General features: G+C 58.3%; 20 protein-coding genes and 1 tRNA gene. 14 read left to right on the forward strand and 7 right to left on the reverse strand.

Going from position 1 to position 19216, the window contains the following annotated elements:
• The first annotated feature begins 131 nt into the window (after nucleotides 1-131).
• From ABIT76_08160 to tsaB, 7 genes are all read left to right on the forward strand, one after another.
• Nucleotides 132-205, forward strand: a tRNA-Arg gene (locus tag ABIT76_08160).
• Between the two features lie 8 nt (nucleotides 206-213).
• Nucleotides 214-1680 carry an NAD(P)H-hydrate dehydratase gene (locus tag ABIT76_08165; GenBank protein ID MEO7933117.1) on the forward strand — a complete coding sequence of 489 codons (1467 nt, stop codon included), beginning with the start codon at nucleotides 214-216 and terminating at the stop codon, nucleotides 1678-1680.
• 63 nt (nucleotides 1681-1743) lie between these two features.
• Entirely contained in the window at nucleotides 1744-2769 is a 1026-nt protein-coding gene (sppA, locus tag ABIT76_08170; protein MEO7933118.1) for a signal peptide peptidase SppA, read from the forward strand.
• 3 nt (nucleotides 2770-2772) lie between these two features.
• On the forward strand, nucleotides 2773-3537 hold the full coding sequence (locus tag ABIT76_08175) for a CPBP family intramembrane glutamic endopeptidase (GenBank protein ID MEO7933119.1): 765 nt from the start codon (nucleotides 2773-2775) through the stop codon (nucleotides 3535-3537).
• Nucleotides 3534-4424, forward strand: a complete 891-nt coding sequence (locus ABIT76_08180; GenBank protein MEO7933120.1) for a thiamine-phosphate kinase — start codon at nucleotides 3534-3536, stop codon at nucleotides 4422-4424. Before ABIT76_08175 ends, ABIT76_08180 begins: the two co-directional genes overlap by 4 nt.
• A complete protein-coding gene (gene tsaE / locus ABIT76_08185; protein ID MEO7933121.1) occupies nucleotides 4421-4843 on the forward strand; it encodes a tRNA (adenosine(37)-N6)-threonylcarbamoyltransferase complex ATPase subunit type 1 TsaE in 423 nt (140 codons plus the stop codon). Before ABIT76_08180 ends, tsaE begins: the two co-directional genes overlap by 4 nt.
• Nucleotides 4824-5414, forward strand: a complete 591-nt coding sequence (gene tsaB / locus ABIT76_08190; GenBank protein MEO7933122.1) for a tRNA (adenosine(37)-N6)-threonylcarbamoyltransferase complex dimerization subunit type 1 TsaB — start codon at nucleotides 4824-4826, stop codon at nucleotides 5412-5414. The genes tsaE and tsaB overlap by 20 nt, the downstream gene beginning before the upstream one ends.
• Nucleotides 5415-5510: 96 nt before the next feature.
• Here the strand turns inward: tsaB and ABIT76_08195 are convergent, their stop codons facing one another.
• The 6 genes from ABIT76_08195 to ABIT76_08220 all read right to left on the reverse strand — a co-directional run bounded on the left by ABIT76_08195 (nucleotide 5511) and on the right by ABIT76_08220 (nucleotide 11013).
• Nucleotides 5511-6218 carry an ABC transporter ATP-binding protein gene (locus tag ABIT76_08195; protein MEO7933123.1) on the reverse strand — a complete coding sequence of 236 codons (708 nt, stop codon included), beginning with the start codon at nucleotides 6216-6218 and terminating at the stop codon, nucleotides 5511-5513.
• Nucleotides 6219-6222: 4 nt separating this feature from the next.
• A complete protein-coding gene (locus ABIT76_08200) occupies nucleotides 6223-6984 on the reverse strand; it encodes an ABC transporter ATP-binding protein (protein MEO7933124.1) in 762 nt (253 codons plus the stop codon).
• On the reverse strand, nucleotides 6981-7943 hold the full coding sequence (locus tag ABIT76_08205; GenBank protein ID MEO7933125.1) for a branched-chain amino acid ABC transporter permease: 963 nt from the start codon (nucleotides 7941-7943) through the stop codon (nucleotides 6981-6983). The genes ABIT76_08200 and ABIT76_08205 overlap by 4 nt, the downstream gene beginning before the upstream one ends.
• Entirely contained in the window at nucleotides 7943-8869 is a 927-nt protein-coding gene (locus ABIT76_08210) for a branched-chain amino acid ABC transporter permease (protein MEO7933126.1), read from the reverse strand. The genes ABIT76_08205 and ABIT76_08210 overlap by 1 nt, the downstream gene beginning before the upstream one ends.
• Before the next feature lie 53 nt (nucleotides 8870-8922).
• A complete protein-coding gene (locus ABIT76_08215; protein ID MEO7933127.1) occupies nucleotides 8923-10038 on the reverse strand; it encodes an ABC transporter substrate-binding protein in 1116 nt (371 codons plus the stop codon).
• Nucleotides 10039-10161: 123 nt separating this feature from the next.
• Nucleotides 10162-11013 (reverse strand): aldo/keto reductase, encoded by an 852-nt coding sequence (locus tag ABIT76_08220; protein MEO7933128.1) that lies wholly within the window; start codon nucleotides 11011-11013, stop codon nucleotides 10162-10164.
• A 124-nt stretch (nucleotides 11014-11137) separates the two neighbouring features.
• On the opposite strand from ABIT76_08220, the gene ABIT76_08225 reads away from it, so the two are divergent.
• The 6 genes from ABIT76_08225 to ligD (ABIT76_08250) all read left to right on the forward strand — a co-directional run bounded on the left by ABIT76_08225 (nucleotide 11138) and on the right by ligD (ABIT76_08250) (nucleotide 16462).
• Nucleotides 11138-11335, forward strand: a complete 198-nt coding sequence (locus ABIT76_08225) for a hypothetical protein (GenBank protein ID MEO7933129.1) — start codon at nucleotides 11138-11140, stop codon at nucleotides 11333-11335.
• Nucleotides 11336-11370: 35 nt separating this feature from the next.
• Nucleotides 11371-12078, forward strand: coding sequence for a DUF72 domain-containing protein (locus tag ABIT76_08230; GenBank protein MEO7933130.1), 708 nt, complete (start codon nucleotides 11371-11373; stop codon nucleotides 12076-12078).
• A gap of 76 nt (nucleotides 12079-12154) precedes the next feature.
• Entirely contained in the window at nucleotides 12155-13033 is an 879-nt protein-coding gene (locus ABIT76_08235; protein MEO7933131.1) for an SDR family oxidoreductase, read from the forward strand.
• Between the two features lie 45 nt (nucleotides 13034-13078).
• Complete coding sequence (locus ABIT76_08240) at nucleotides 13079-13912, forward strand: Ku protein (protein ID MEO7933132.1); 834 nt, start codon at nucleotides 13079-13081, stop codon at nucleotides 13910-13912.
• A gap of 12 nt (nucleotides 13913-13924) precedes the next feature.
• Nucleotides 13925-15523: a non-homologous end-joining DNA ligase gene (gene ligD / locus ABIT76_08245; protein ID MEO7933133.1), complete on the forward strand. Its 1599-nt coding sequence runs from the start codon at nucleotides 13925-13927 to the stop codon at nucleotides 15521-15523.
• 3 nt (nucleotides 15524-15526) lie between these two features.
• Nucleotides 15527-16462, forward strand: coding sequence for a non-homologous end-joining DNA ligase (gene ligD / locus ABIT76_08250; GenBank protein ID MEO7933134.1), 936 nt, complete (start codon nucleotides 15527-15529; stop codon nucleotides 16460-16462).
• 207 nt (nucleotides 16463-16669) lie between these two features.
• On the opposite strand, the gene ABIT76_08255 is transcribed toward ligD (ABIT76_08250), so the two are convergent.
• On the reverse strand, nucleotides 16670-18880 hold the full coding sequence (locus ABIT76_08255; GenBank protein MEO7933135.1) for an excinuclease ABC subunit UvrB: 2211 nt from the start codon (nucleotides 18878-18880) through the stop codon (nucleotides 16670-16672).
• Nucleotides 18881-18984: 104 nt separating this feature from the next.
• Here ABIT76_08255 and ABIT76_08260 point away from each other — a divergent pair, with 104 nt between their 5' ends.
• Nucleotides 18985-19173 carry a 2-oxoisovalerate dehydrogenase gene (locus tag ABIT76_08260; protein ID MEO7933136.1) on the forward strand — a complete coding sequence of 63 codons (189 nt, stop codon included), beginning with the start codon at nucleotides 18985-18987 and terminating at the stop codon, nucleotides 19171-19173.
• Nucleotides 19174-19216 lie beyond the last annotated feature (43 nt).

Consider the following 19216-nt stretch of genomic DNA (forward strand, 5'->3'; position numbering starts at 1 on the left):
ACATTCCTTGCCGTTGACCTAGAGTCACGCATAGTACCGGCCACTCTTATATCGAACCAACCTGCGTCTTCACGACGACCGTAGAAAGCAGGTGAAACACAGTTTCAAACTAGATATTCTAGAGTCAATAAGCACCCATAGCTCAGTTGGATAGAGCACCGGATTTCTAATCCGATGGTCGCTGGTTCGAGTCCAGCTGGGTGCATTCCTCCCATGACTGTCCTTTCCATCCGCCAGATGATCGAACTTGAAACGCGGGCCTTTGCCAGCGGAGTGGACGCATGGGAATTGATGCAGGAAGCCGGGCGGCAAATGGCTTGCGCGATTCGTCAGAGATTTCCGCAACCCGGCTTTTGCCGCGTATTTGCGGGAAAAGGAAACAACGCTGGCGACGCTTGGGTGGTCGCCCGATTGTTAGACGAGGCGGGCTGGAAAGTGGAGGTCGAATGTCCGTTTCCCATCGGCGAAATGTCCCCGCTGGCTCGCCGCGCGATCGAGGGTTGGACAGGACGAAAATCTTCCGCCGAAACAACACCGCCCAATCGCCGACCGCCGTTCATCGTCGTGGATGGATTGCTCGGGATCGGTGCGCAAGGCGAAGTCCGCCCGCCGCTGCGCGAAATGATCCACGAAATCGCACGGCAACGAGCGCAGGGCGCGGTCGTCTTTTCACTCGATCTGCCCAGCGGACTGGGAACGGAAACGTGCGTCGTTGCGGATCACACACTCACCGTTGGTTTTGCCAAGGACGTGCTGCTGGCCGACGCGGCGGCGCACTTCGTCGGACGCATTTCTGTCCTGCCGCTGGAGGAACTTTCCAGTCGAGTTACAGACGAATCTGCGGATGAACTCGCGACCGCGGCGACCCTGCGTTCCGTGCTGCCACCGCGCTCGTTCGACATTCACAAAGGCGAATGCGGGCGCGTGATGTTAGTTGCGGGCAGCCTCGGCACGGCGGGCGCGGCAGTGCTGGCGGCCCATGGCGCGTTGCGGGCCGGAGCCGGATTGGTCTCACTGGTTTGCCCGCCAGAAATTTACCCGACCCTGGCTCCCATGCTGCCGCCCGAAGTGATGGCGCGTCCGTGGGATCAGATGGGCGAAACGAAGATGGACGTGCTCGCCATTGGACCCGGACTCGACCCCAAGTGGCGCGACGCCATCTGGCCGCTCATCGAATCCGCCCCCATTGGCCAACCGCTCGTGCTCGATGCTGGTGCGCTTACCATTTTGGCCGAAGACATTTCACGGTTGGAAAAACTGCCAGGCCCCATTCTCCTCACGCCGCATCCGGGAGAAATGGAACGCCTTTTCCCCCGGCAAAATCGCACCCGCGCTCAGTGGGCGGCGGACTGCCTTTCCACTCACGGCAACGTCACGCTCCTGCTGAAAGGCTCCCGCACCCTCGTCGCACAACGCGACTGGCCCGCGAGTTACAATTCCACCGGGCATCCAGGCATGGCCACCGGCGGCATGGGCGACACGCTTACCGGAGTTTGCGCCGCCCTGCTCGGGCAAAAACTTTCCACCCGCGATGCCGCGCGCGTGGGTGCCTGGGTCTGCGGACGCGCTGCCGAAATTGCCGTGGAAGAGAGCGGCCAAAGTCAGGAATCGCTCTTGCCATCCGACTTGCATTCGACTCTCGGACGCGCCTTTTCCGATCTGCGCGCGGGCGTTTACTAAGGCGAGTTCAGGGAAAATCGCCGCTTGTGAACGACGGCGTACTCCGCCAAGTTGCGCCCACTTATGAGCGATAAAAAATCGGGGTGTCTCGCGCTGTCATTATTTTTGGCCCTCTGCGTCAGCCTTCTCATCAACGTCGGACTTTTTTCCACCAAAGTCGGCAACTCCATCAAGCACTCGGCCATGAAATCGGGTGTCCAGTCCGACCTGCCGAGCTTCGATGAAACCGTCGTGCAAAACGCCACCAGCGGCTCCGGCGACCGTATTGCTGTCATCGAGATTCGGGGCGTCATCAGCAGCTCGGCGCCTGGTCGCCTCACCGACTCCATGGTCGATGACGCGAAGGTCGCCTTGCGCCAGGCCACCAATGACGAAAACGTCCGCGCCATCGTCCTGCACATCGATTCGCCGGGCGGGGAAGTCACCGCCTCCGACGTCATTTACAACGAAGTCCGCGCCGCGCGGCAGAAGAAAAAAGTCGTCGTTTACATGGGCTCCGTCGCAGCCTCTGGCGGCTACTACATTGCCTGCGGCGGCGACTATCTGATGGCCAACGAAACGACCATCACCGGCAGCATCGGCGTCATCATGCACACGCTGAAATACAAGGATCTCTTCGGCAAAATCGGCGTCGAATCCGTTGTCTTCAAGAGCGGCCAATTCAAGGACATCCTCAGTGGCAGCCGCGACATGACCGAGCCCGAACGCGCCTACATTCAGGCGATGGTCATGCAGACCTACGACAAATTTGTCGGCATCGTCGCCAGCGAACGAAAAATCGACGAGGCCTATCTCCGGACTAACATCGCCGATGGACGCATCATTTCTGGCAAAGACGCCGTGGGTTCCAAGCTGATCAACGCCACCGGCTACATCGAGGACGCCTACAACAAGGCACGCGAACTCGCCAACTCGCCGAACGCCGCCATCGTGGAATACAAGGCGAAGTTCCGCTTCGGCAATCTGCTGCGGAGTTTTGGAGCCGAGTCCAAGTCGAATGCCAAGGTCGAAGTCTCGCTCGGCGAGGGAATTCTGCCGCATCTCGAGTCGGGTCGGCTCTATCTGCTGCCGTCGTTCTACGCGGAATAAATCGTGGCCCTCGCACTCGAGATCGCCCTCGCACTGGTCAGCGGCGTGTTCCTTTTCGCGCTCCTCCAGCGTGCATTTTTTCCGGCGAAACCAGCCGGACACCCCAGCTTGTTTGGCCAGATGGACATCGCGGTGGCGCTCACTCTGTCTGTGCTTTTCGGCTGGCTGGCGATCGGACTTTTCAGCGCGCCGGAAAAACCCTTCACCGAAAGTGACATCCTCGGCAGCCTCATCATGCAGGCGCTTTTTGGCAGCGCCGTTCTAGGCTATCTCGCCATTCGAAAAATCCCGCTGCGGGACTACTTCGGCCTCGACCACCGATCCGCCTGGAAGTCGATTCTCCTCGGATTCGTCCTCATGCTGGGCATCTTACCCTGCATCGGCATTCTCGCGAACGTCCTCAACACCGAGCCGGCCAGCGAGCAGGCGGCGGTGAAATTCTTTCGCGGCAGCACTTCGCTTCAAGCCCGAGTCATGCTCGCCTTCATGGCCGTCGTCGTCGCTCCCGTCGTCGAGGAAATGGTCTTTCGCGGATTGCTTTATCGCATCTTCCAAGGGTATTTTGGAAAAATCTCCGCGATGTTTTTTACCTCCGTTCTCTTCGCCGCCATCCACGGAAACATTCCCACGCTGCTGCCGCTCACGCTGCTGGCCTTTGGCCTCACCGCCGGGCTGGAGCTCACCGGCAGCCTGCTCGTGAACATCGCCATGCATGCGACTTTCAATGGTATCAGCCTGCTCTTTTTACTGAACGAAGGTGCCCGATGAGACTGCAAGGTTACGGCGAGGACCGACTGGTTTCCGAGTTGCTGGCAGACCTGCCACATCTCCACAAGGAAGTCTCCACCGGCCCCGGCGACGACTGCGCGGTCATTGCCCAGCGCGGGTCGAAATGGGATCAACTCCTGAAGACCGACACCATCGTCGAGGGCATTCATTTCGAGCCTGCGGCACCGCCCGCCGCCGTCGGCTGGAAAGCCATTTGCCGCGCCATCAGCGACGTCGCAGCGATGGGGGGCGAGTCGCAATTTGCCCTCATCACATTGGGATTGAACTCCGATGTGACCGTCGCCTGGGTGAAAAAACTTTACGCTGGCATCAGCCGCGCCGCCTGCCGTTACAACGTCGAAATCGTCGGCGGCGAAACCGTCCGCACCACCGGCCCGGCCTTCATCACTGCCAGCCTCACCGGGCGCGTCGAACACGGTCGCGCCGTCCTCCGCAGCGGCGCAAAAAGCGGCGACGCCATTCTCGTCACTGGCAAACTCGGCGGCTCCCTCGCTGGCTGGCATCTCAAGTTTCAACCCCGCGTCGCCGAGGGACGCTGGCTGGGAGAGTCGGGAAAAGTCCACGCCATGATGGACCTGAGCGACGGTCTGGCCGCCGATCTGCCGCGACTCGCCCGGGCGAGCAAACTCGACTTTCGCCTCTTTGAAAAAGCCATTCCGATCCGACGCGGCTCGAATCTCGATCAGGCGCTGAACGACGGCGAAGACTACGAATTGCTCTTCACCGCGAGCGTCCGCGAACTGCCCGATTTGCTCATCGACTGGCGGACCAGTTTCCCCGCGTTGCCCCTCAGCGTCATCGGCGAAATCGTCGAGTCCACTGATGGAAATGTCCCCGCCAGCTTCGGAGGTTTTCACCACTTTTGAAAACCACCGTCCATTCCTTGGCCGAGCTGGGCGCGCTCGCGGAAAAAATTGCAGTCGAGTTAGAGCCGAATGCGATCATCCGACTCGACGGAACTTTGGGCGCGGGCAAAACCCATTTTGTGAAAGCGCTCGCCGCGGCGCTGGGTTATCCCGATGAGGTTTCGAGCCCGACTTTTCCTCTCGTTCACGAGTATCGCTGGAACGACCGATTGTTAGTCCACATCGACTTCTATCGTCTGGAAACTGAGGACGAAATTTTTGCAGCCGGGTTGCAGGAATATCTGCCCTGCGAAGGCATCACCGTGGTGGAATGGGCGGGCAAGTTTCCCGAGGTTTTTCCGCAGCAAAGCTGGCAGATTCAGCTCACCATTCTCGATGAAAACAGCAGGGAGGTCGCCGTTGAATCGCCTCGTCATTGAATCCTCCACCGCGCAGGCCAGCGTCGCGCTTTTCTCCGGGAGCGAATTGTTAGTCGAGGAAGTTTTTCCCAGCGGACGCGGCCCGGTCAGCCAGTTCTTTTCGATCTTGGAGCGCACGCTGAAGTTAGTCGATCAACTCGACGAGCTAGTCGTCGGCGTTGGCCCTGGCAGTTACTCCGGCATCCGCATCGGAATCTCCGCTGCGATAGGACTGCAACTCGCCCGTGAAATTCCAGCGATGGGCATCGTCTCGTTGTTAGGATTCGAGGGCGACAACTATCAAGTCGTGCTCGACGCGCGCGGAAGCTCGACCTTTGCGAAGGTCGCGAATGGAATGTTAGTCGCCGCTCCCGAGAACTGCACACGCGAGGAGATGTTAGAAAAAATAGATTCGAGTTGGATCACGTTCAGCCCCGACGAGATCGGTGATCTATCGCTGACGAAATCCTTCCCACTCGCCTCGATGTTAGGAAAACGCGTCCTCGCTGGCGGCGTGATTCCACTTCCATTGCAACCGCTCTACCTAAAAAAGCCGCACATCACCGCCGCAAAAACGATACCGCTTTTCTAGCTAAACATTCTTCGGGAGCGCACGCGTCTCGCGTGCATCCAGCGGGCGTCCCGCCCGGTGGCGTTTCGAGCTTCTCGGAGACGCGGGCTCCCAGTGCTACCCTCCCAGATACGCCTCGCGGACTTGGGGATTCACCCGCAGGGCAGGGGACGCGTCTTCCAAGATGATTCGGCCTGTCTCCAGCACATATCCGTAACTGGAAACTTCCAGAGCCAGATTCGCATTCTGCTCGACCAGCAAAATCGTGATCCCGAGCGTCTGATTGATCTCGATGATCTTCTCGAAGATCGTCTTCACCAGCAACGGCGCAATGCCCAGCGACGGCTCGTCTAACATCAGAAACTTCGGCTTGCTCATCAGCGCGCGACCGATGGCCAGCATCTGCTGCTCTCCTCCAGACAGCGTGCCTGCGGTCTGTTTTTCCCGCTCCTTCAGCCGAGGGAAAATCGCGAAAATATAATCGAGTTCCTTCGGGAAATTGGCCTTGTCGTTCCGCAGATAAGCGCCCATCCGTAGATTTTCCATCACGGTCAAATTGGCAAAAACCATCCGGCCTTCCGGCGACTGAGCCAGCCCGCGTGCGACTAGTTTGTGAGGTGGCAGATTCGTGATGTCCTCCCCGCAGAAAACAATGGAACCCGACCGCGCGCGGACCAGCCCGGAGATCGTCCGCAGAGTCGTCGTCTTCCCCGCGCCATTCGCCCCGACCAGTGTGACAATGCTGCCAGATTCGACTTTCAGCGATATGCCTTGCAGCGCCGAGATTGATCCGTAGCAGACTTCGAGATCTTTGATTTCTAACATTGGCTTAGGTGCCTAGATACGCGGCGATGACTGTGGGGTTGCAGCGGATTTCCTCGGGGGTGCCTTCGGCGATTTTTTTGCCGTAGTCGAGGACGGCGATGCGCTGGCAGATGCCCATGACGACTTTCATGTCGTGCTCGACTAACAAGACGGCGAGTCCAAATTTTTCCTGGGTGAAACGGATGAGTTTCATCAGCTCGGCCTTCTCGGTGGGGTTCATGCCGGCAGCGGGTTCGTCGAGGAGGAGGAGCTTGGGTTTTGTGGCGAGAGCGCGAACGATTTCGAGGCGGCGCTGGTCGCCGTAGGCCAGGCTGCGGCAGTGGTTGTCGCGCTCTTTTTCGAGTCCAAAGATTTCAAGCAGCTCCATGACTTGGGCCTCGATGGAAGCTTCCTCATGGGTGAATTTTGGGCCGCGCAGGAGGGCTTGGGAAATGCCATGTCGCAGATGCAGGTTGCAGGCGGTGCGCACGTTGTCATAAACCGTGAGCGAGGCGAAGAGGCGGATGTTTTGGAACGTGCGGGCGATGCCACGGGCGGTGATGCGGTAGGGCCGCTGACCGCTGACGGGTTTGTCGGCGAAACAAATCGTGCCCGAGGTGGGACGGTAAACGCCGGTGATGAGGTTGAAAACGGTGGTCTTGCCCGCGCCGTTGGGGCCAATCAGGCCGACGAGTTCGCCAGGGTGGATTTGGAGGGAAACGTCGGAGACGGCTTTGAGTCCGCCAAACTGGACGGTGACTTGGTTGAGATCGAGGAGCGCGCTCATTTTTTCCGGGCCAATCTAACTCCAAACAAGCCTTGCGGCCGCGTGAGCATGAGGATGATGAGGAGCAGTGAGTAGAGAATCATCCGGTTTTCCGCGACATGCCGGAACCAGTCGGGTAGCCACTCGTAGTGGGAGACCTTGCGGAGGAATTCTGGCAAAATAGTTAGCAAAACTGCCGCCAGACAGACGCCGACCGTGCTGCCCATGCCGCCAAGAATGACCATGACGACGATGTCCACGGACTTGATGAAGTTGAAGCCCTCGGGGTGGATGAATTGCTTGAAGTGCGCGTAAAGTCCCCCGGCGATTCCGGCGAAAAAGGCGGCGAGGACGAAGGCGAGGACCTTGTATTTAGTGGTGTTGATGCCCATCGCTTCGGCGGCGATTTCGTCATCCTTGACCGCGAGAAAACCGCGTCCGTAGGTGGAATTCACCAGGCTGACAACGACGTAAACCGTGAGTGCGGCGAAGGCGAAGGTCCAAAAGAAATTCGTGTGCAGCACCATGCCACCGAGTCCGCGTTGTGCGCCGAGAGCCTCGCAATTCTGGATGATGCCCTTGATGATTTCATTGAAACCCAGCGTGACGATGGCGAGGTAATCGCCGCGCAGCCGCAGCGAGGGAATGCCGACGATGAGGCCGGCGAGCGCCGCTCCAATACCGCCAAGCAAGAGGGCAATTACATAGCCAGTTGTGATAGCAATGGAACTCGAACCTAAAATATAGCCGTAGCTGAGGGTGAGCCAGGAGGAGCCATACGCGCCGACCGCCATGAAGCCCGCGTGGCCGAGCGAAAACTGGCCGGTGTAGCCGTTTACAAGATTAAGCCCAGTGGCGAGGATGATGTTGATCCCTATGCCGACGAGGATGTCGTAGTAGTAGGGATTCATCCCGGTGGCGAAGGTCGAAATGACGCCGCACGCGATCAATGTTAGGAGCAGGACAAGCTGGCTGCGCATCAGACTTTTTCCTGTTCGGAGGCTCCGAGGAGTCCGGTGGGTTTGAGCAGCAAAATGAGAATGAGCACGCCGAAGACGATGGCGTCGCGATAGGTAGGACTAATATAGCCGACGACCATGGTCTCAATGACGCCGATGAGGATGCCGCCGAGCGCTGCGCCGGGAAGATTGCCGATGCCGCCTAACACTGCGGCGACGAAGGCCTTGAGCCCAGCGCTGATGCCCATGAGCGGGTCGATGCTGGGCTGCTGGATCGATGTTAGGATGCCCGCCGCGCCGGCCAGAGCGGAACCTAACCCAAATGTAAACGCAATGACGACGCTGTTGTTAATGCCCATGAGCGAGGCGGCGACGGGGTTGAAGGACAGCGCGCGCATGGCCATGCCCATCTTCGTATGCAGCACGATGTGGCGCAGGCCAAAGAGCAAAATGACGGTGACTAACATCGAAATGGCGGCGCTCAGTTGGATACCCAATTCCGAGATTCGTCCCCACGTTTCTGGCAGGCTGATGTAGCGGTCGGTGAGGATTTCCGGGAACGATTTGGGGTCGGCTCCGAAGAGAAACTGGCCGCCATTTTCCAAGAACAATGAAACTCCGATGGCGGTGATGAGAACAGTGAGTTTCGGACGATTGCGCAACGGGCGATAGCAAAGCCACTCGATGCCAATGCCGATGAGCGCGCAGAGGATCATGGTGACGAGTAGCATCGAAATCAGCACGCCATAGCCCGGCTGATCGCCAAAGAGCCGAAGCATTTTTGGCCCGATATAAAATCCGGCAAAAGCTCCTAACATATAGACGTCGCCGTGGGCGAAATTGATAAACCGCAACACCCCGAAGACCATGGTGTAGCCCAGCGCGATCAGGGCGTAAATGGAGCCTTGGGCCAGTCCGTTGATGAGTTGTTGGAGAAACTCTAACATTTTATAGCCACACTCAGTTCGTCTCCATGCATTCCCTCTGTGGCTAATTTTCCTTACGGAGCGACAGCTTGCTCGAACTGGAATCCGCCGTCTGCGATTTTCAAAATCACCGCTGGCTTACGGGCGTTGCGCTGCTCGTCGAGCGTGATGCTGCCCGTGATGCCGGGGTGATCCTTCGTCGCGGCGATGGCTTCGCGCAGTTTGTCGCCGTCGGTGGTGCCTGCCTTTTTGATCGCCTCAGCCAGAATCATCGCGCTGTCATAGCCGAGCGCAGCCATGTCGTCAGGCACTGCGCCGTTTTTGGCTTTGAATTTCTCCACAAAACTCTGCACGACCGGCGACTTGTCCTGGGCCGAGAAATGGCAGGAGAAAAACGAGCCGTCGAGCGAGTTGCCCGCGACTTTCAACAACGAATCGCCCACCCAGCCGTCGCCGCCGAGCAGCGGACATTTCAACCCGAGGAGCTTCGCCTGCTTGGCGATCAGCGAGACTTCGCCGTAATAGCCGGGCAGAAAAATCGCCTCGGGCTTCAGCGATTTCATCGAGGTGAGCTGGGCTTTGAAATCCTTGTCGCCCGTGCTGTAGCTCTGTTCCTTCACAATCTCGCCGCCATTTTTTTTGAAGCCTTCGACGAAGAATTTCGCCAGACCCACGCTGTAATCCTGCTTCACATCGGTCAGCACCGCGACCCGTTTCCAGCCCTTTGACTGGGCAAACTTGGCCATCACCGTGCCTTGAAAAGGGTCGATGAAGCAGACGCGGAAAATGTAATCGCCCACCTCAGTCACCTTCGGATTCGTTGAAGCCGGGGAGATCATCGGGATCTTGTTTTGCTGGCAGATCGGAGCGGCTTCGAGCGATTTGGAGGACGCGACCTCGCCGAGCACGGCGATGACTTTATCCTGGGAAATGAATTTCTGAACAATGGTCGCAGGCTGGCCTGCGGTCGATTGATCGTCCTCAGTAATCAGCTTGATCTTTTTCCCGAGGAGGCCGCCGGTGGCATTGATTTCGTCCACGGCGAGTTGGGTTCCTTTGTGGGACGACTGGCCGAAGCTGGCGTTGCCGCCAGTGAGCGAGGCAAATTCGCCTACGACGATTTCATCGGCAGCAAAAAGAGAAGCAGCGAGTCCGGCGGTGGCGAGCATGGAAAGGAGAAGTGTTTTCATGAAAGAAGAGAGTTTGGTCAAGTGGACGCGCCAGAGTAGGTAATGCGCCAGAAACTTCAATCATCAAAAACACGGCTCGCCACTCTGCAAAAGCCGAAGTTTTAATCTAACCAACGGCGGCGATCAAAAGCCGAAATGATGCGGGTCGGGGCCGAAGCGTTTGCCGCAATTCAAGGCCGAGATGGCCTCCATTTCGCTCGAACTCAACTCAAAGTCGTAGAGATCCGTATTTTCTTGGATGCGACCTGCGTTCGACGACTTCGGAATCGTGACCACGCCCTGCTGCAAATCCCAGCGTAGGACGATTTGCGAGGGCGATTTGCCGTGCGCGTCAGCGATGGCGCGGAGTTCCGGCACGTCCTTCACCGTGCCTTGCATGATCGGCGACCACGCCTCCTGCACAATGCCGTGACGGCGATTTAGCGCCAGTAATTCGGGTTGGGTGAGATACGGATGAAACTCGACCTGGTTCACCATCGGCGGCGTGTCGATGCGAGTGAGAAACGATTCCAACTGGTCGGGCATGTAATTGCAAACGCCGATCGCCCGGGCGCGACCATCGGCGAGCAATGTCTCCATCGCGCGCCAAGCCGCCGCGTCGGCCGTCGGAATCGGCCAGTGCAGCAGTAAAAGATCGACATAATCCGTGCCGAGGAGCCGGAGCGAATCATCGGCAGCCTTCAAAACGGCCTCGGTGCCGCCGCGAATGTCGTCGTTCCAGACCTTCGTCGTGAGAAAAATCTCACCGCGCGGGATACCGCTGTCGCGAATGCCTTCGCCCACGCCGTCCTCGTTTTCATATGCGGCTGCGGTGTCGATGTGGCGATAGCCGAGTTCGAGCGCGATGCGAACAGCCGTCTGCGCCTCGCCGTCGGGTTTCATTTTCCAGGTGCCAAAGCCGAGCATCGGCATGGCGGCTCCGGTGGCGAGGGTGACGCTGCTCCGAATGTCGGTCGCGGGATTATCGGTGATCATTACATGGGAAACGAAGTTGCGAGCCGTGCGGTTGTTTCGGAGTGCTCTGATTCGAATCGCGGTGAAATGGGAAAGCTGATTTATTTCATGGGCTTGCGGTCGAATTGCTGCTAAAACACCCCCCATGGCCACACCCAACTATTCATTTGAAAAACGTCGCAGAGATCTGGAGAAGAAAGCAAAGAAGGAGCAGAAGCGCCTGGACAAACTGGCCGCAAAAGCCGCCGGCACCAGCGGCCTGAGCGACGGTGAAACCGAACCCGCCGAGGGCGAGGAAGCCGCCGATGACGAGGAAACCGGGGAAAAGAAGACCGAGGAGTAGGGCGGTCTGATGTTAGAAACGGCTAACATCGCGGCATGAAACACTGGATAGGCACCTCGGGATTTCAATATCCGGAATGGAAGGGGACGTTCTATCCAGAGACGATGCCTGTTAGCAAGATGCTGCCGTTTTATGCGGAGCGATTTTCCACCACGGAGATCAATTATTCTTTCCGCCGCATCCCGAGTCCGAAGACGATCCAGGGCTGGTCGGATGCAACTCCGGCTCGGTTCAAGTTCAGCCTGAAGGCGCCGCAAAAGGTGACGCACTTCGCCAAGCTGCGCGATTCTGCGGACACTCTGAACTACTTCGAGAGCATCATTGCGATGCTAGGAGAAAAGCGCGGCGTGGTCTTGTTTCAGTTGCCGCCGACGTTTCAGAAAGACGCGGTTTTGCTGGACGACTTCCTCCGAGACGTGCCGATATCGATGCGAGTCGCCTTTGAGTTTCGTCATGCCTCGTGGTTTGACGACGCGGTTTTCCAGACGCTGCGCTCGCACAATGCCGCGCTTTGCATCGCGGAGAGCGCCGATCTTTCCACGCCGCCCGAGGTCACGGCAGACTTCGGTTATCTGCGTTTACGGCGCGAGGATTATACGACGACGGACATCCGGAAATGGGCGGAGACGATTCAAAAAACCAGCTCGCAGTGGAGTGAGGCTTTTATCTATTTCAAGCACGAGGAAAGCGGAGTCGGGCCGAAGTTTGCTCGGCAGATGATCGGGATGTTAGTCGAGTCCTAGGTTTTCACCTGATCGTGGGTCAGGCGGCGGATGGAAGCCGTCCAATGGCGGCGGCGAGTGCGTAGTTCCTTTTACCATGAGCACACTCGAAGATCCGCGCGAACTCTACCCGAAACCGCCCTTTTCCAAGGCTAAACAACCCCCTCCCGGCAGCGAAGAGGCGATGGATCCACCCGCCGATCACGGCGAATCCACCTATCGAGGCACGGGCCGATTGGAGGGCCGCAAAGCTCTCGTCACCGGGGCCGACAGCGGGATCGGACGCGCGGTGGCGATTGCCTTTGCCCGCGAGGGAGCCGACGTGGCGATTGCCTATCTGGAGGAGGACGACGACGCGCGGGAAACCGGGCGGCTGGTGCGCGAGGCCGGCCGCGAGGCGGTGCTGGTGCGAGGTGATCTGGAGTCGCCGGAGGATTGCCAGCGAATCGCCGAGGAGTCGCTCGAAGCCCTGGGCTGCATCGATATTTTGGTGAACAACGCCGCGTATCAGAGGACGTATTCCAAATTGGAGGAAATCCCCGACGACGAGTTTGAGCGGCATTTCGCGGTGAATATTTTTGGGATGTTTCGCCTCTGTAAACGCCTCCTCCCGCAGATGCCAGCGGGCGGCGTGGTCATCAACACCGCGTCGATTCAGTCCGTCGATCCGAGTGAGAATCTACTCCCTTACGCTGCGACCAAGGCTGCGATTGCGAGCTTCACGAAATCCCTCGCGTCACTCGCCATGAAGCAGGGCGTGCGGGTGAATGCGGTTGCACCCGGACCCGTCTGGACGCCGCTTATTCCCTCGACGATGCCGGCGGAAAAGGCGAGCCAGTTTGGGGCGAACACCATCTTCGAGCGGCCCGGCCAGCCTGCGGAAATGGCTCCGATCTTTGTCTTTCTCGCGAGCAACGAGGCCAGCTACGTCTCCGGCGAAATCTACGGAGCCACGGGCGCTCAGATGCCGATCTAACTCGAAATCTACAGCCGTCGTCGGGGCTAAAAACGATTTCGGGTTATGAGAGCCCTCTGGAAAGGTGCCATTAGTTTTGGCCTGGTCACCATCCCGGTGTCGCTCTATCCGGCGACGCGCCGGGAGGAGTTGAAGTTCAAGTTGCTGCGCTCCAGCGACCTCAGCCCGGTCAGTTATAAACGGGTCGCGGAAGCCGATGGCAAAGAGGTGCCGTGGGATCAAATCGTGAAGGGCTACGAGCACGAGAAAGGGAAATTCGTCGTCATCAAGGACGAGGATTTTGCCCGCGTGGATGTCGAGGCGACGCAGACGGTGGACATCATGAACTTCGTAAAAATCGAAGACGTGAACCCGCTGCTTTTCTACAAACCCTACTTTCTCGAAGCGGGCAAAGGCGGCGATAAAGCCTACGTGCTCCTGCGCGACGCCCTCGTCGAGTCGGGTAAGATCGCGATCGCAAAAGTGGTCATCCGCACCCGGCAACATCTCGCTGCGGTGAAGCCACAGAAAGCTGGCCTCATGCTGGAACTGATGCATTTTCCGAGCGAACTGGTCGATGTTTCTGAGTTCACCGCGCCCGCTGAGAAGAGTGTGGGGAAGGCCGAAATGCAAATGGCCCAGCAGCTCATTACCAGCATGACGACCGAGTGGGACCCGGAGGAATACACCGACGAATACCACGAGGCGGTGGAAAAAATGATCGAGGAAAAAATCGAGAAAGGCGACGCTGGCTCGCCTGCCCCGGCGAAAACGAAGCGCCCAACAAACGTGGTCGATCTGGTTTCCGTCTTGCAGCAAAGCATTCAGCAAACCAAGTCCAAGCCGGCCGCGAAAAAGCCTCCGGCAAAGGCTCCCGCGAAACGCAAGAAAGCCGCCTAACGGGACCTCGCGATGTCGCTCAAGGAATACGCCAGAAAACGGAATTTCCAGAAGACGGCTGAGCCCGATGCAACTTCAGCCCCGGCGAAAAAAGGTGGGCACAGGTTCGTCATTCAAAAGCACGCGGCAAGTCGCTTGCACTACGATTTTCGATTGGAAATGGGCGGCACATTGAAGTCTTGGGCGGTGCCGAAAAGGTTGCCCTACGCGAAGGGCGAAAAGCATCTGGCCGTGCATGTGGAGGATCATCCGATCGCCTACATCGACTTCGAGGGGACGATTCCGAAGGGGCAATATGGCGGCGGAACGGTGATGGTTTGGGACCAGGGAACGTTCGAGCCGATCATGACTGAGAACGCCGAAAAGGAACTCGCCGGGGGCAAGTTGCATTTCATTCTGAGTGGTCAAAAACTGCAGGGAGAATGGTATCTCGTTCGCCTGCGCGACGGCGACGAATGGCTCATGATCAAGGGCGGCGAGGACCTGAAACCGCTCTCGAAGAAGCTCGACGACACGTCCGTTCTCTCCGGAAAAAACATGGAGGAACTCTCCCATGGCGACCGGATCTGGCAGTCGAAGGAGACTTCCACCGCAAACGTGCCAGTAAAGAAAAAAGCCGCAAAAGCTGCCAAGGCCGCGCCGTTACCGAAGTTCGTCGAGCCGATGAAAGCCCGGCTCGCCGCCGCCGCGCCACATGGAGATTGGGCGTATGAAATCAAGTTCGACGGCTGGCGCGCGCTGGCATTGAAAGGCGGGAGTCAGACCCGGCTCCTCTCGCGCAACGAAAAAGACCTTGGCGCGAAGTTCCCCGAGATTATGGAATCCGTTGCCGCGCTCGATGCGCAGGACGCGATCATCGACGGCGAAATCGTGGCGCTGGACGAGCAGGGGAGGTCGTCATTTCAGTTGCTCCAGGCCTACGACATGGGCGAGGAGCGACCGCAGATTTTCTTCTACGTCTTCGATTTGCTGCAACTGAACGGACGCGATCTGCGCGGGCTTCCGCTGGCAGAACGCAAGACGCAGTTGGAAAAACTCATCACCGACGCGCCGGGTGTGATTCGTTTCTCCGCCAGTCTGGGGAGCGACGCTGCACCCTTGCTGGTACAGGCGAAAAAGCTCGGGCTCGAAGGCTTGATCGGAAAAAAAGCCGACTCCGTTTACGAAAGCGGCCATCGCAGTGGCGCGTGGATTAAGCTCAAACTCGTGCTGGAGCAGGAATTCGTCATTGGCGGCTACACCGAACCTGCGGGCACGCGCAAAAACTTCGGCGCGCTGCTGGTCGGGTTCCATAAGAATGGAAAACTGACTTACGCCAGCAAGGTCGGCACCGGGTTTAATGCGAAGCTCCTCCGTAGTCTGCACGCGACGTTTCAGAAAATCGCCAGCGAGGATTGCCCCTTCGTCAACCTCCCGGAAAAGCGCGCGAGCAAGTGGGGTCAGACCATTACCGCATCCGAGATGAAGCGCTGCCATTGGGTCGAACCGGTGATTGTTTGCCAGATCAAATTCTCGGAATGGACCCGCGACGAGCACCTGCGCCAGCCGGTCTTTCTCGGCCTGCGCGACGACAAAAAAGCCAGCGAAGTCATTCGCGAAAAGGCCACCTGATTTATGCCGACCAAAGCCACACTCGACATCCACGGACGCAAGGTGGACGTGACGAATCTCGACAAAATTTTCTATCCGAAGACGGGGTTCACCAAGGGCAATATCATCGACTATTACGTGCGGATTTCCCCGGTGCTGCTGCCGCATTTGAAGAACCGGGCGATCAGCTTGAAGCGTTATCCCAACGGTGTGGAGGGATTCTTTTTCTACGAGAAAAACGCCCCGAAAGGACGCCCGCCGTGGATCAAAACCACCAAGGTCCCGAAAGACAGCGGCGGCGAGATCAACTATTGCGTGATGAACGATCTGGCCGCGCTCGTCTGGGCGGCAAACCTGGCGGACCTGGAGTTGCATACCTTTCTGCACAAGGCACCCGCGCTGCAGCGGCCGACTTCCATCGCCTTCGATCTCGACCCCGGCCCGCCAGCGGACATTCTCACATGCAGCCAGGTCGGTCTCTGGCTGAAATCCATTTTCGACGCGCTCGGCATGGCCAGTTTTCCGAAGACCTCGGGATCGAAGGGATTGCAAGTTTACGTGCCGCTGAACACGCCTGTGACCTACGACAAAACGAAGGCCTTCGCGCTGCGGATCGCAGAAACGCTGGAGCAAAAATTCCCCGACCGCGTCGTTTCCAAGATGCTAAAAAGCCTGCGCACCGGCAAAGTGCTCGTCGATTGGAGCCAGAACGACGACAAGAAAACGACGGTGAATGTTTACTCGTTGCGGGCGAAAGATCACCCGACCGTATCGACGCCCGTGACTTGGGATGAAGTCACGCTGGCGCTGCGAAAGAAGAACCCGAATTTACTCACCTTCGAGTCCGAGCAAGTCCTGCAACGCGTCGCCGAGCAGGGCGATTTATTCGCCGAAGTCCTCACCCTCAAACAAAAACTCCCGCCCCTCACCGCCATCGCCGAGGCTGCGAAAACAATCTGAGTCGAGTCACGCACAGCGGCGAAACGCCCTATTCCTCGTTCCCAAACTCCCGTTTGGGAATGCCTTGTCCCCGAAACTCTGTTTCGCTTGGGCGACGCATCGGACCAAGGAAACTGGAGTTTCCTGAGCAAGTGCGTTCCCAAACAGGAGTTTGGGAACGAGGAGGAGGCGGACATCTGTTCCCGGTGCGAGTTAGAAAGAATCAATTTAGCCGCGCTTGCCGAGTTTCTTGCCAAATTTCATCCCTTTGGCCGCTGCCTTGTAGCTCACCGGTTGCCGCTTCGGCTCGATCTTGTCGATGCCGGCGCCGGCTTTGAGTTCCATGATCTGGTCGCGCAGGAGGGCGGCTTTTTCGTATTCCATGCTGGCACTGGCTTCCTGCATTTCGACTTCCAATTCCGTGAGGACTTCGCTCAGGTCGAAATCACCCGTCATTTCTCTCAGACTCGTCTCTTTTTTTCCACTCTTCAGAATGAGATGGAGCGATTCCTGAACGGCGCGGCGGACGCTCCTCGGCGTGATGTTGTGCTCGGTGTTGTAGGCGATTTGCCGGGCGCGGCGGTATTCGGTGACTTCGATGAGCCGCTGCATCGAGCCGGTGATGGTGTCGGCAAAAAGGATCACCTCGCCGTTGATGTGACGCGCCGCGCGTCCGGCCGTCTGAATGAGCGAAGTCTGCGAACGGAGGTAGCCTTCCTTGTCCGCGTCGAGAATGCATACCAGCGAGACTTCGGGCAGGTCGAGCCCTTCGCGGAGGAGATTGATGCCGACCAGCACGTCGAATTCGCCCGCCCTCAACGCCCGCAAAATCTCCACGCGCTCGATGGTGTCGATGTCGCTGTGCAGGTAGCGGACCTTGATCCCGAGGTCGCGAAAGTAGTCCGAGAGATCTTCCGCCGTCCGCTTGGTGAGCGTTGTCACGAGCACGCGCTCCTGTTTTTCAATGCGGACGCGGCAGAGTTCCAGCGTGTCGTCGATCTGCGTCTTCAGCGGGCGGATCGTGATCTGCGGATCGAGCAATCCGGTCGGGCGAATAATCTGCTCCACGACGAGCGGCATCCCGGGCGAGTTGGTGTCGAATGTGTCCGGCGAAACGGTGCTCGCGCCTTGGGTGGATTCCACGCGCGGGGCTCCGGCGATGGCGAAGGGAACGCTCTCGTCCACGCCAATGCGGTCGCGTTTGTGCGGCACGTAATCCTTGTTTCCTACGACGCTATTCGTGATCTCGAACTCCGCTGGCGTCGCCGAAATGTAGAGAATCTGCCCAGTGCGCTCCATGAATTCCGGGAACCGCAGCGGGCGGTTGTCCATCGCGCTGGGCAGGCGAAATCCGTAATCGACCAGCACCGATTTGCGCGAGCGGTCGCCTTCATACATGCCGCCGATCTGGGGCACGGACGCATGGCTTTCGTCGATCACGCAAAGGAAATCGCGGGGAAAAAAATCCAGCAACGTCCCCGGTCGCGCACCCGGCGGACGCCCACTGAGATGCCTCGAATAATTCTCGATCCCGGAGCAAAAGCCCATTTCCTGAATCATCTCCAGGTCGTATTCCGTCCGCATTTTCAGCCGCTGCGCCTCCAGCAGCTTCCCCTGCGACTCAAACCACGCGATGCGCTCGTCCAGTTCCTCACGAATCGTCACTTGCGCCCGCCGCAGCTTGTCCGTGGGCGTGACGAATTGTTTCGCCGGGAAAATCGTCAGCTTCTTCAGCGACTCCGCGACCGTCCCCGTGAGCGGATCGAAGCGCGAGATGCGGTCGATCTCGTCGCCAAAAAACTCGATCCGAAACGCGTCCTCATCCACGTTCGCCGGATGCACCTCCACCACATCGCCGCGCACGCGAAACTTGCCCCGCGTAAACCCGATGTCGTTGCGCTCGTAGAGCATGTCCACGAGCTTCGCCAGCAGCCCCTCGCGGGAAATTTGCTGGCCCACATAGAGCTGCGAGAGCATCTGCGCGTAATCCTCCGGCGAGCCCAAGCCGTAAATGCACGACACACTGGCGATCACGATCACATCGCGCCGGGTCAGCAGCGAACTCGTCGTGGAGAGGCGCAACCGCTCGATCTCCTCGTTGATCGACGAGTCTTTTTCAATGTAAGTATCCGACCGCGGGATGTAGGCCTCGGGCTGGTAGTAATCGAAGTAGGAAACGAAATATTCCACCGCGTTGTCAGGGAAAAACTGCTTAAACTCCGAGTAAAGCTGGGCCGCGAGCGTCTTGTTGTGCGACATCACGAGCGTGGGCCGGTCGATGTTGCGGATGATGTTCGCCGCCGTAAACGTCTTCCCCGACCCCGTCACCCCGAGCAACGTCTGATGCCGGTTCCCCGAGGCGATGGACTGCGTCAATTTAGCAATCGCCTGCGCCTGATCGCCCTGCGGCTGGTAGTCGGAAGCCAGTTGGAAAGGCATGGCCCGCAAAGTAAACCGAGGCGGCTGGAACGGCAAGTTGAGCGGAGTTTGAGGAATATGGAGAACAACTTGCTTTTGATCAGCGCCCGACGTCTCATTTCACCATGAGCGAAATCATTTTCGAGGTGCAGGAAGCAGAGGAAGGCGGTTTCTGGGCGAAGGCATTGGGATATGGAATCTTCACCCAAGGAGAAGATTGGGACGAACTGCGGACAATGGTGAAAGAGGCTGTGGCGTGTCATTTTGTGAATCTGGAGGAGCAGCCGAAAATTATCCGACTCCTACCGTACTAATCGTTGGAATTGGTTTCAGATAAAAGAGTCGCTGACTCGGTTT

It is taken from the genome of Chthoniobacterales bacterium (assembly GCA_039930045.1).
Taxonomy (GTDB): Bacteria; Verrucomicrobiota; Verrucomicrobiia; order Chthoniobacterales; family DASVRZ01; genus DASVRZ01.

What these genes read in the sequence shown, in the direction of transcription:
- ABIT76_08165 (MEO7933117.1), top strand. Translation starts at nt 214, where the DNA reads ATGACTGTCCTTTCCATCCGCCAGATGATCGAACTTGAAACGCGGGCC.
- sppA (MEO7933118.1), top strand. Translation starts at nt 1,744, where the DNA reads ATGAGCGATAAAAAATCGGGGTGTCTCGCGCTGTCATTATTTTTGGCC.
- ABIT76_08180 (MEO7933120.1), top strand. Translation starts at nt 3,534, where the DNA reads ATGAGACTGCAAGGTTACGGCGAGGACCGACTGGTTTCCGAGTTGCTG.
- ABIT76_08195 (MEO7933123.1), bottom strand. Translation starts at nt 6,218, where the DNA reads ATGTTAGAAATCAAAGATCTCGAAGTCTGCTACGGATCAATCTCGGCG.
- ABIT76_08200 (MEO7933124.1), bottom strand. Translation starts at nt 6,984, where the DNA reads ATGAGCGCGCTCCTCGATCTCAACCAAGTCACCGTCCAGTTTGGCGGA.
- ABIT76_08205 (MEO7933125.1), bottom strand. Translation starts at nt 7,943, where the DNA reads ATGCGCAGCCAGCTTGTCCTGCTCCTAACATTGATCGCGTGCGGCGTC.
- ABIT76_08210 (MEO7933126.1), bottom strand. Translation starts at nt 8,869, where the DNA reads ATGTTAGAGTTTCTCCAACAACTCATCAACGGACTGGCCCAAGGCTCC.
- ABIT76_08215 (MEO7933127.1), bottom strand. Translation starts at nt 10,038, where the DNA reads ATGAAAACACTTCTCCTTTCCATGCTCGCCACCGCCGGACTCGCTGCT.
- ABIT76_08220 (MEO7933128.1), bottom strand. Translation starts at nt 11,013, where the DNA reads ATGATCACCGATAATCCCGCGACCGACATTCGGAGCAGCGTCACCCTC.
- ABIT76_08225 (MEO7933129.1), top strand. Translation starts at nt 11,138, where the DNA reads ATGGCCACACCCAACTATTCATTTGAAAAACGTCGCAGAGATCTGGAG.
- ABIT76_08230 (MEO7933130.1), top strand. Translation starts at nt 11,371, where the DNA reads ATGAAACACTGGATAGGCACCTCGGGATTTCAATATCCGGAATGGAAG.
- ABIT76_08235 (MEO7933131.1), top strand. Translation starts at nt 12,155, where the DNA reads ATGAGCACACTCGAAGATCCGCGCGAACTCTACCCGAAACCGCCCTTT.
- ABIT76_08240 (MEO7933132.1), top strand. Translation starts at nt 13,079, where the DNA reads ATGAGAGCCCTCTGGAAAGGTGCCATTAGTTTTGGCCTGGTCACCATC.
- ligD (MEO7933133.1), top strand. Translation starts at nt 13,925, where the DNA reads ATGTCGCTCAAGGAATACGCCAGAAAACGGAATTTCCAGAAGACGGCT.
- ligD (MEO7933134.1), top strand. Translation starts at nt 15,527, where the DNA reads ATGCCGACCAAAGCCACACTCGACATCCACGGACGCAAGGTGGACGTG.
- ABIT76_08255 (MEO7933135.1), bottom strand. Translation starts at nt 18,880, where the DNA reads ATGCCTTTCCAACTGGCTTCCGACTACCAGCCGCAGGGCGATCAGGCG.
- ABIT76_08260 (MEO7933136.1), top strand. Translation starts at nt 18,985, where the DNA reads ATGAGCGAAATCATTTTCGAGGTGCAGGAAGCAGAGGAAGGCGGTTTC.